This is a genomic window from Halalkalicoccus subterraneus (assembly GCF_003697815.1).
Taxonomy (GTDB): Archaea; Halobacteriota; Halobacteria; order Halobacteriales; family Halalkalicoccaceae; genus Halalkalicoccus; species Halalkalicoccus subterraneus.
In genome coordinates, this window is record NZ_RDQG01000005.1 from 69,170 (window position 1) to 78,905 (window position 9,736).

11 protein-coding genes and 1 pseudogene are annotated in these 9,736 nt (G+C 68.0%); 2 read left to right on the forward strand and 10 right to left on the reverse strand.

What is annotated here, in order from left to right; all coding sequences use genetic code 11:
• Window positions 1-74: 74 nt before the first annotated feature.
• A complete protein-coding gene (locus EAO80_RS01055) occupies window positions 75-644 on the forward strand; it encodes a hypothetical protein (protein WP_122088091.1) in 570 nt (189 codons plus the stop codon).
• A 1-nt stretch (window position 645) separates the two neighbouring features.
• Here EAO80_RS01055 and EAO80_RS01060 read toward each other — a convergent pair whose 3' ends face one another.
• The 4 genes from EAO80_RS01060 to EAO80_RS01075 are packed head-to-tail and all read right to left on the reverse strand — an operon-like array spanning window position 646 to window position 3,230.
• Complete coding sequence (locus EAO80_RS01060; RefSeq protein ID WP_122088092.1) at window positions 646-1,320, reverse strand: cytochrome c biogenesis CcdA family protein; 675 nt, start codon at window positions 1,318-1,320, stop codon at window positions 646-648.
• A complete protein-coding gene (locus tag EAO80_RS01065; RefSeq protein ID WP_122088093.1) occupies window positions 1,321-1,833 on the reverse strand; it encodes a TlpA family protein disulfide reductase in 513 nt (170 codons plus the stop codon).
• Complete coding sequence (locus tag EAO80_RS01070) at window positions 1,833-2,528, reverse strand: SCO family protein (protein WP_122088094.1); 696 nt, start codon at window positions 2,526-2,528, stop codon at window positions 1,833-1,835. Before EAO80_RS01070 ends, EAO80_RS01065 begins: the two co-directional genes overlap by 1 nt.
• A 57-nt stretch (window positions 2,529-2,585) precedes the next feature.
• Window positions 2,586-3,230 (reverse strand): DsbA family protein, encoded by a 645-nt coding sequence (locus tag EAO80_RS01075; protein WP_122088095.1) that lies wholly within the window; start codon window positions 3,228-3,230, stop codon window positions 2,586-2,588.
• A 77-nt stretch (window positions 3,231-3,307) separates the two neighbouring features.
• On the opposite strand from EAO80_RS01075, the gene EAO80_RS01080 reads away from it, so the two are divergent.
• On the forward strand, window positions 3,308-4,264 hold the full coding sequence (locus tag EAO80_RS01080) for a DUF5787 family protein (RefSeq protein ID WP_122088096.1): 957 nt from the start codon (window positions 3,308-3,310) through the stop codon (window positions 4,262-4,264).
• Between the two features lie 174 nt (window positions 4,265-4,438).
• On the opposite strand, the gene EAO80_RS01085 is transcribed toward EAO80_RS01080, so the two are convergent.
• From EAO80_RS01085 to EAO80_RS01110, 6 genes and pseudogenes are all read right to left on the reverse strand, one after another.
• Window positions 4,439-5,323, reverse strand: coding sequence for an ABC transporter ATP-binding protein (locus EAO80_RS01085; RefSeq protein WP_122088097.1), 885 nt, complete (start codon window positions 5,321-5,323; stop codon window positions 4,439-4,441).
• On the reverse strand, window positions 5,323-6,462 hold the full coding sequence (locus EAO80_RS01090) for a FecCD family ABC transporter permease (protein WP_122088098.1): 1,140 nt from the start codon (window positions 6,460-6,462) through the stop codon (window positions 5,323-5,325). The genes EAO80_RS01085 and EAO80_RS01090 overlap by 1 nt, the downstream gene beginning before the upstream one ends.
• A gap of 1 nt (window position 6,463) precedes the next feature.
• Window positions 6,464-7,195, reverse strand: a complete 732-nt coding sequence (locus EAO80_RS01095; RefSeq protein ID WP_122088099.1) for a DUF7260 family protein — start codon at window positions 7,193-7,195, stop codon at window positions 6,464-6,466.
• Window positions 7,192-8,349, reverse strand: coding sequence for an ABC transporter substrate-binding protein (locus EAO80_RS01100; RefSeq protein ID WP_122088100.1), 1,158 nt, complete (start codon window positions 8,347-8,349; stop codon window positions 7,192-7,194). The genes EAO80_RS01095 and EAO80_RS01100 overlap by 4 nt, the downstream gene beginning before the upstream one ends.
• Window positions 8,350-8,430: 81 nt before the next feature.
• On the reverse strand, window positions 8,431-9,249 hold the full coding sequence (locus EAO80_RS01105; protein ID WP_122088106.1) for an MBL fold metallo-hydrolase: 819 nt from the start codon (window positions 9,247-9,249) through the stop codon (window positions 8,431-8,433).
• A 76-nt stretch (window positions 9,250-9,325) separates the two neighbouring features.
• A pseudogene (locus EAO80_RS01110) lies at window positions 9,326-9,736 on the reverse strand (ATP-binding protein); the annotation flags it as partial.

Genomic DNA, 9,736 nt, shown 5'->3' on the forward strand with positions numbered 1-9,736 from the left:
GTCGGGTGTGAACGTCCAACGTGACCGCCGGTGAACCGGCAGCGAGATAGGGCTGAACCGACAACCCGCAGCCGATGGGAAGACGCGTTCTCGGTGTCGCCGGCGTGCTGGTGTTCGTCTCGGCGGCGATCCACCTCGCGGTGGGTATCACCGGACTGATCGAAGCGATATCTGGGGATAGCTCGGCGCTACTACCCGCGCTCTACGTGCTGGGTGGACTGGCCGCGCTCGGACTGCTCGGCGTGATCGCACTGACACCGGCCACCACGACCGCGTATGCGGCCGGCGCGGGGCTGATGGGGCTGTTCTTGCTCGCCTACGCCGACGTTCATGCCTTCGGCGTCGCCGAATCCACCCTCGGCATCGAGGTTCACGATCACGACGGTGGACAGGCCGCTGGCGGTGAGGGACACAGCCACGATCACGGCGACGGACACAGCCATGCTCACGACGGGGACGGACACAGTCACGACGGCGGACACAGTCACGATCACGGGCGGAGTGAAACAGACCACGGCCACGACGAGGGCACGGTCCCGATCCTCGCCGAGCATCTCCGCGACGACGCCTACGCGCTGGTCTCGAAGGCCGCCGAAGCCGGTGCAGCCGTCCTGTTCGCCGTGCTCCTCGCGCTGGATCGCTGACTCAGAGGACGTCGAGGACGAACACCGAGAGGTATAGTTGGCCGAGACCGGCGACGACCATCACGACGCCGGCCAGCCGCCGCAACCGAGCGCCGTAGCCCACGAACCGTTCGGTGCCGAGCGCGACCCCGACGCCGGTTGCGACGGTCGTCGCGACCATGAGCAGGCTCACGCCGGCCGCATACGCGCCCATCACGAGCGCCGCCTCCCCAGGCGGACGGGCGATCGCACCGAGGAACACGCCGAGGACGACCGGAACGACACAGCCGGCCGCGGCCAGGGCGTAGACCGCGCCGAATATCGCAAAGCCGAGGACGTCTGTCCGGCGCTTCGGGAGTGCGACCCGTATTGAGGGGCCTCTATCGAGCGCGACGAGCAGTCCGACGGCCACGAGTGCCGCCCCGATGACGGGTTCAAGGAGGACCAGCCGCTCGAAGCCCGTCTGGCCGACGCCGACGGCGACCGCCGCGAGCGCGCCGAAGACGGCGAGGACGCCCGCACCGGCGGCGAGCCCTCGAACCAGCGCGCCGCCGACGGGTCGGCGCTCGTCCGTCTCGGCCCGCGAGACGTAGTAGCCGACGTAGCCTGGGAGCAAGGGGTAGGCACACGGCGAGAAGAAGGTCGCGACCCCGGCGCCGAACGCGAAGGCCGTCGTCCCGAGGAGTTCGGGATCCATCTACCGGGCGTCCTCGATCGCCGCGAGGAGTTCCTCGCTCTCGGCCAACCCGGTGTGGCTCCACGTGACCGTGTTCTCGCCGTCGAGAACCACCGCGGTCGGCAGGCGGGTCACGTCGTGGCGCTCGGTGAGTTCGTGGTCGGCGTCGTGGACGACCGTCCACGCCCCGTCGTGTTCGGCCCACCACTCGGCGACCGCCTCGGGCGCGAGGGTGGTACCGACGGGTTCGTTCGTGATCGAGAGAAACTGGACCCCTTGGATCCGCTCGTGGGCCTCGACGAGTGCGGGCATCTGCGTCTCACAGGGACCGCACCACGTCCCGAAGAAGTCGAGGAAGCTCACCGTACCGGGCTCGGGAACCCGCACCTCGCCGGCCTCGCTGCCGGGGGCCTCGATCGCGTCGAGCGTCACCGGCTCGTAGCCGGTTCCGAGCGAGGTCGAGGAGACCGCCCACGCGCCCGCGCCGACGACCCCGGCGCTCGCCACGCCCGCGAGGAGATCGCGCCGGCGCATCAGTTCCCGGCGACCCGCGAGAAGTCCTCGACGACCCGCGAGGTCTCGGGCACGCCGGCGTAGGCACGCTCGACGTAGGCATCCCGGTTGACGAGGTAGGTGATCGGGTAGTGGTCGAAGGCGTACTCGCCCATGTCGTGGCCCGAGTGGTTGCCCTGCAGCTCGCTGGAGTCGATCCGCTCGTACTCGACGCCGTAGGTGTCGGTGACGACCTCGCGGGCGCGCTCTTCGCTTTCGGGCCGCAGGAAGTGCCAGTTCTCGGCCTCGTAGTCGACGCCCTGGGCCTCGCCGTACTCCCGGAGGACGTCGGCGGTGTCGCGCTCGACGTCGAAGGTGGTCGCGAGGAAGGCGACCTCGCCCGTATAATCGTTCTCGACGGCATCGGCCTGTGCGTGGCGAAGCACCTGCGTCAGCGCGGGACAGATCCCGTCGGGACACCGGGTGTAGATGAACGTCATCAGGACGACCCGCTCGCCCTCGAAGTCAGCGGTCGAGACCTCCTGCTCACGAAGCGGGTCGGGAAGCGTCGTTTCGGGGAACTCCTCGCCGAAGGCGGGGTACGGCAGGTCCTCGCTGTCCGCGCCCTGGTCCTCGGGCTCGCCGAGGGTCGTGTCCTGTGCGCCCCGCCCCAGACAGCCGGCAGCGAAGGCCCCCGCGGTCACCGCAGTTCCGCGGAGATACGTACGCCGGTCCATGGTCGCCCTCGGGTGCGGGGACAGTTAGCCCCGTTGGTTCGTCCGTCGAACGTCGAATCAGTTCAGTTCGGACTCGATGGCCTCGCGCAGCTCGTCGGCGCCCGGAGCCTCCAGTTGCTGGTCGTTGACCGCCACCGTCGGAGTGACCGTCACGCCCCGGTCCGCGGCGGTGGCCGCGCTCTCCGTGAGCTGTTCGCAGAACGGGCCGTCCTCGATGGCCGCCCGGATCGGCTCCTCCGCTGCACCGAGTTCGGCCGCCAGTCCCGCAACGTTGTCAGCGGAGTACTCGCCTTGGTGCTGGAAGACCTCCTCGACGAACGTGTAGTACGGCCCCACACCCGTCTCCTCGAAGAGCGCGAGCGAGGCGTTCGCGACCTTCCAGGACCACTCGCCGTGAAAGGGCAGGTCGTGGTGGTCGTAGGCGATCGCACCGTCCTCGACGTAGCCCGCGACCGCGTCGGGATATACTTCCGTGGCGTACTGTCCGCAGCCCGGACACTCGAAGTCCTTGTAGGCCGTGACCGTCACGTCGCTCTCGGGATCGCCCGCGAGGGGGACCTCGACGCTGCGTTGCTCACCCGAACACTCGCGTTCGTCGTCACTGCCGTTTCCGCCGGAACCACCGCCGAGACAGCCCGCGAGCCCGCCCGCCGACAGCGTACCGGCGCTCGCGAGCAGCGCCCGCCGGGAGAATCCATCCATGGTCATCGATTCGGCGGAGGCCGGGTTAGACCTGTCGTTCCCGGCGCCCTTTTCTCGATCGACTTCCTATCCAGTCCGTGCGCGAGTTCGCCTTCGAGCTGTCGTTATGTGCCCACCTCGAAGACGAGGGTGGAATCGTCGCCCGACAGCTCGGCGGCGCGGTCGCCGCGCCGGGGAGCCGGATCCTCGACATCGTCCACGTCGAAGCCGGCCCGGAGTTCGACGCGCGGGCGGCGATCACTCCCGAAACGATTCCCGCCCGGGCGATCGAGGCCGCGGTCGGCGTCGGCAGGGCCCGCCCGGTGAACGAGCTCGCTCCCGCCGACGCGACCTACGCCCGCGCGGGGATCGAACGCGCTGTCGACGTGGGATTCTTCAAGCGAGAACGTCGCGGCGGCCGCGAGTACGTCCGTCAGACGACTCGTTATCCCGATGAGTGGTTTTCGACCGTTACCGCCATCGAGAACAAACCCGATCTCTCGACCCCGGGCGATCTCGAACGCCAACTCCGCTTCGACGTTTCGCTGGGGCTGGTCGATCGGGTGGTGCTCGCGACCGGGAGCTACGTCACCCGCGCACACCTGAACAGGATCCCCGAACCAGTCGGCGTGTGGCGGTTCGTCGACGGCAAACGGGAGGTGATTCGCGAGCCGCAATCGCTCAATCCTGGGGACTGGGGCGTCGAGCTTCGCGAGCAGAGATCTATCCGAACCGACGTTTCGATGGTTCCACCCGGGGAGAAAGCACGAAAGCGCCGCCGGATCGCCGAGCGCGCCTACGGGAAGGGCTGGCGGGTCGCCCCGCCGGCGTGCGCCGAGGGAAGCGTCGAAACGCACGCGGGCGCGAGCGTCCCCTACTGTACCCACTACGACCGGATCGTCGACCCCGGCGAGTGTGGCCCCTCGTGTCCGGGCTACGAGCCCGACGACCCGCCCGCGGCTGATCTCGATGACGAGCGCGACCGACGCACCCCGTGGATCGCAGAACCCGCCGGAACCAAGCGCCGACAGGCCGGTCTCGATCGGTTTCGCTGACGGTCCCGGAGGCCGGCTGACGATCGAGCGCGAGCACGTCGCCGGGATCGTCCGGCCGAGCGAAACTCAGCCCGAACCCTGAATCGGCGCGCTCGCCAGCCCGACCGGCCCGGCCGCCTCCGTGCGCGGAGTTCGGTGAGCGAGGGGCGGGTCATGAGGGATGGACCGGCCGGTTCAGTCGTTCGAGTCGTGGCGCGCGCAGATCGGCGTCACCTGCGGACCGCGATCCGTGAGCACGACCTCCGCGTCGATCTCGAACACCTCCGCGAGCAGGTCCTCGGTGACGACCTCCTCGGGCGTTCCGCGCGCCTGTATCCGGCCGTCCTTCAACGCGACCATGAAGTCGGCGTGGCGGGCGGCCTGCTCGATGTCGTGAAGCACGAGCACGACCGTGATCTCGCGCTCCTCGCGCAGCGTCTCGACGATCTCCATCACCTCGAGCTGGTGGTGCAGATCGAGGAAGGTCGTCGGCTCGTCCAGAAGGAGGACGTCGGTGTCCTGGGCGAGCACCATCGCGATCCAGACGAGCTGTTTCTGCCCGCCGCTCAGGCTGCTCACTTCCCGGTCGCGCAGGTGATCGATCCCCGCAAGCGAGATGGCGTCCCGGACCGCACACTCGTCCTCATCGGTGACCTGATCGAAGAAGCCCCGGTGGGGGTATCGGCCGTGATAGACGAGCTCCTCAACGCTGATCGAGCCCGGCGAGACGTTCTCCTGGGAGAGCAAGCCCAGTTTGCGTGCGAGCTCCTTGGCCCCAAGCTGGTGGATCTCGCGACCGTCGAGAACCACCGAGCCGCCATCAAGCGCGAGCTGGTCGGCAAGCCCCTTCAACAGCGTGCTCTTTCCGGAGCCGTTCGGACCCACGAGGGCGCTGATCTCGCCCGGCGGGACGACGAGCGATTCCCCGTCGATCACCGGCTCCGAGTCGCCGTAGCCGATGGTGAGCTCCTCGCCCGCGAACGTCGCTCCCCGCTCGTAGTCGGGGAGGTCGCTCGTGCGGGTGTCGGTCGAAGCGGTCGATGCGCCGAATCTCGTTCGAAGGGTTCCATGTCCTGTCATCATATCTCACCGAGTTGCTGTTTCTTCCGCATCAGATAGAGGAAATACGGCCCGCCAACCAGCCCGGTAACGATCCCGACGGGGATCTGGACCGGGCTGAACGCCAGGCGCGCGCCCACGTCGGCGGCGACCATCAGCGCCGGGCCGGCGAACAGACAGCCGACGACGAGGCGCTTGTAGTCGCTGCCGACGACGTTGCGAACCACGTGGGGAACGATCAGGCCGACGAAGCTGACGATCCCCGCCGCGGCGATGCTCGCGGCGGCGGCAAGCACCGCGACACCCGAGAGTGCGAACCGGACCTTCTCGACGGACATCCCGAGCGCGCTCGCGGTGCGCTCCCCTAGTAAGAGAACGTTCAGCTGGCGCGAGCTCACGAGCGAAAGCGCCATCGCGACGACCGTCCAGGGCAGCACCATCCGGACCTGTTGCCAGTCGGTGCCCGTAAGCGAGCCGGTCGTCCAGGAGATCGCCTCCTGGACGACGCCGATGTCGTCGGCGAAGAAGAAGATCCCCGTCTGTAAGGAGTTCAGGACGGTGCCGACGATGACGCCCGCGAGCACCAGTCTGACCGGACTCGTCCCGCCCTTCCAGGCGATGGCGTAGACCAGGAGAAAGGCCGCGGCGCCGCCGACCGACGCGATCAGCGGCAGCAGCGTCGACAGCCCGCTGAAGACCACGAGCGTCAGCAGGATCATCAGCCCCGCGCCCGAGGAGACCCCGAGGATGAAGGGACTGGCCAGCTCGTTCCGGGTCACCGCCTGAAAGATCGCCCCCGAGACCGCGAGGTTCATCCCGACGAACGCACCGACGAGCACCCGCGGCAGGCGGATGTTCCAGACGATCAGCGTCTCGCGGGAGAGCTCGACACCGGCCGAGGAAAAGCCAAGCGTCGCCGCGAGCCCCTCGCCCAGCAGCAGGTCAGCGATCACGCCCGGATTCGTCCAGACGACGGGGTCGAAGACCGCACCCCAGGCCTGCCCGAGGCTCATCGAGTACGCGCCGAAGCTCACCTGCACCAGCCCCGCGAGCACGACGATGACCATGCTCGCAGCCGCGAGCAACAGAAGCTGGCCGTCGGCGAGCCACGCGAACCGCCCCAGGCGAGTCGAGCGCTCGACGCCGTCCTCGCCCGCCATCTCAGACCCGCCTCACGAGGTGATCCCGGACGGCGCGCTGGCACTCGCCACACAGGTCGTCCATGCGCACCCCGGTGACGAGCACCGGATGTCCGACCGGGAGCCCGTCGTAGAGATACCCGATCAAGTCTCGATGACGGAGTCCCGCCCGCCCGCCGGCGCCCGTCGTCTTACCGAGATGCGTCTGGCGGCTGGCACCCAAGTCGTCACAATCGGCTCGGAAGGCCGCGAGGCGGGCGTGGCGTTCGGAAAGCGCCTCGAACCCGCAGTCCGAAAGCGCCGTCTCGTTTTCCTCGAGTAGCCAGTTCCGGATGGGGTCGAGAGCCTCGCTCGCGCGTTCGAGCGAGTCGGCCTCGGCGTCGAGCGCGCGGTCCATCGCGACGAGCTCATCGCGGCGCTGATCGACTTCGGCCCGGACCGCGCGCTGAAGCGCCGGCGTCGGCCCGCCGGTCGTGAGCGCGCACGCGATCTCCTCGCCCAGTTCCGCCGCGAGCAGCTCCCCGCGCGGGCGGTCCTCACAGACCGGTGCGATCGTCTCGGTGAACGCCTCGCGGATCGGACGGGAGGCGCTCGTACCCGAGGAGACGAGCGTCTCGCCGATCCCATCGGATCTCGGTTGCGAGGGAGTCGATTCGAGTCGAGTACGAAACCGGTCGTAGGCGTCGCGCTTTTCGGCGACCGCCTCGCGTTCGCGCTCGACTCGCGTCCGCGCCCGGTCGATGTAGGTCCTCATTGTCCGGTGACGATCTCGGCGACGCGTTCTCGGTCGAACAGCTCTCCTTCGACCCCGTAGACCTGGCCCGCGGCTCGCTCGGTGAGCACGAGGTTCGTGATCGGTCCCTGATAGAGCGGTCCACCCCGATAGACGTCGCCGTTTGCGACCGCGGTGAGGCTGCTCGCGACGTCGTTGTCCGCCATGAACGAGACGACGGTGTCGTTGAACTCCTCGGCGGTTTTGGCCTCCTGGCCCCGCAGGAGCAACACGTCGGGATCGACCTCCAGCAGCGTCTCGAAGTCGAGTTCCCCGCGATTGCTGTGGAAGTCCTCGACCTCCGAGCGCGCGAGCGCGTCGCGCACGCCCAGGTCACGCCACTGCTTGAAGCTCGTCCCCTCGCTGATCACGTACGGCAGGAAGGTCTCAGGCGCGTCGCCGTCGGCCCACAGCACGGCGACTTCGGGGCGGTTCTCCTCCGGCGGGACGACCTCCTCGACGCGCCCCTGGAACTCCTCGTGGAGCGTGGCGAACTGCTCGTAGCGCTCCTGTTCCTGAAAGGCCTGCGAGAGCTTCTCGAATGCCTCGTACAGCGTGTAGTACTGGTAATCGTCGTGCCAGTCGTACTCCCGCGAGAAGACGCTGTTGCCGAAGAAGGGCCCGACGCTCCCGTGTATCTCGTCGATGTCGGCCTGCTCCCAGCCGCTGTAGCGGTTCAGCAGGAAGTTCGGGTCGATGACGTGGACGTCGGCGTCGAGCTCGTAGAACAGCTCCTTGTCGACGCCGTCCTGATAGAGGTCGGTCATCCCGCTCGTATCGACCGAGACGTCGGGGATCTCGTCGTAGTACTGCGTGTGATAGCGGTCGGTCAACCAGAGAGCTTGCGGGGGTTCGTAGCCCAGCGCGACCCCCATGTCCGCCCAGCTACCGTTGTTCGCGACCCAGGTCCCTGGGGGTGCATCGAACTCGACCTCGCCGACCGGCTCCATCGAGACGGTGTAGGGCCCCTCGGATTCCGCGTTTCTATCGGATCCGGACTCCGTTTCGTTCCCGCCGGACCCGCCGCCGTTTCCGGCGTTGCTCCCGCCGATACAACCCGCGAGCGCCCCCCCACCCGCGACGGCTCCGCCGTACGTCAGGTACTGACGCCGCGTCATCCCTCCGTCTCCTGCCATGTAAATTAGGGCTACCTAAAAGTACAAAGGCGTTTCGACTTTTCAGTCGTCCTAAAAGGCAGATCGTCGGACCGTCGTCGATCAGAGCTCGTAGCGTTCGCCGTCGACCGCAAGCGGATCACGGAAGGCCTCCTCGGACGGGTAGAAATGGGCGAGGTGGACCAGCCGTGTCCGCTCGGCGTCGAGCTCCGCGGCCAGATCGAGCGCCCCCTCGCGGGTCATGTGCTTGGTGCCGAAGGTGCGGGGAACGCCCGTGGAATCGAGGTGTCGCCCGCCGATGGGGTGGTTCTCACAGAGCGAGGCGGGGACGATCGCGTCCGCAAGCAGCAGGTCCGGATCCGCCAACGCCTCCCGGGAGCGGTCGGGCACGTCGTAGCTGGTGTCGCCGGTCAACGAGAGCTTCGCGCCCTCGCCCTCGACGACGAGCCCGTAACAGTGAAGCGGCGGGTGGTCGACCGGCACGAGCGTCACGTCGAACCCGCAGGCCTCGAACGTCTCGAAGGGCGCCTGATCGTGGACGGTGATCCGGTCGAGGTAGTCGTATTTGTCCCGAACGGTGTCGGCGACGCTTTCGTCGGTTGCGGGATCGACCTCGCTTGCGGCGTGAACCGGTAAGTCGTCGAACAGCCGGTAGGCGTTGCCCAGCCCGTCGAGGTGGTCGAAGTGGATGTGACTGATCACCATCGCGTCGGGCAGGGGAACCTCCTGGGTGAGGAACTGATACCGGAAGTCGGGGCTGGCGTCGATCAGCAGCGACTCGCCGGTCGTCTCGTTGGTAACGTGAACCGAGTTCCGACTGCGCTCGACGCCGAGTTCTCGGGCGCGCTCGCAAGTGTCACACTCACAGCCGGGTGTCGGGGTACCGGTGGTGTCGCCGGTCCCGAGCAGCGTGACCTTCACGCGCGCCACCTCCGGTGGTTCGCGTATACCGGGAGGGCACACTCGCGCGCGACGGGGAACCGATCGACCGCGTCCATCAGTGGTCGTGGTCGTGATCGTGGTCGTGGCCGCTGGGATCGCCGCCCGCGACCAGCGCCTCGTGGTCGCCTTCGATCATGTCCAGGTCCTTCAGCGTGTCCCGTTCCTCGAAGTCCGTGACGGCGTCGAGCAGGTCCCGTTGGGTCAACGTGCGGCGGTTCTCGGTCAGGGCCTCCAGTACCGCCTCGCGAAGCACCATCCGTAGGTCGCTGCCGGTCAGGCCTTCGGTGATCTCGGCGACCTCATCGGGATCGAACCCGGTGATCTCCATCTCGCGGGTGATCACCGAGAAGATGTCCGAGCGCATCCCGCTGTCGGGTTTGGGGAAGTTGACGATCTCGTCGAAGCGTCGCCACGCGGCGGCGTCGAGCTGATCGGGGTGGTTGGTCGCGCCGATCAACAGCACGTC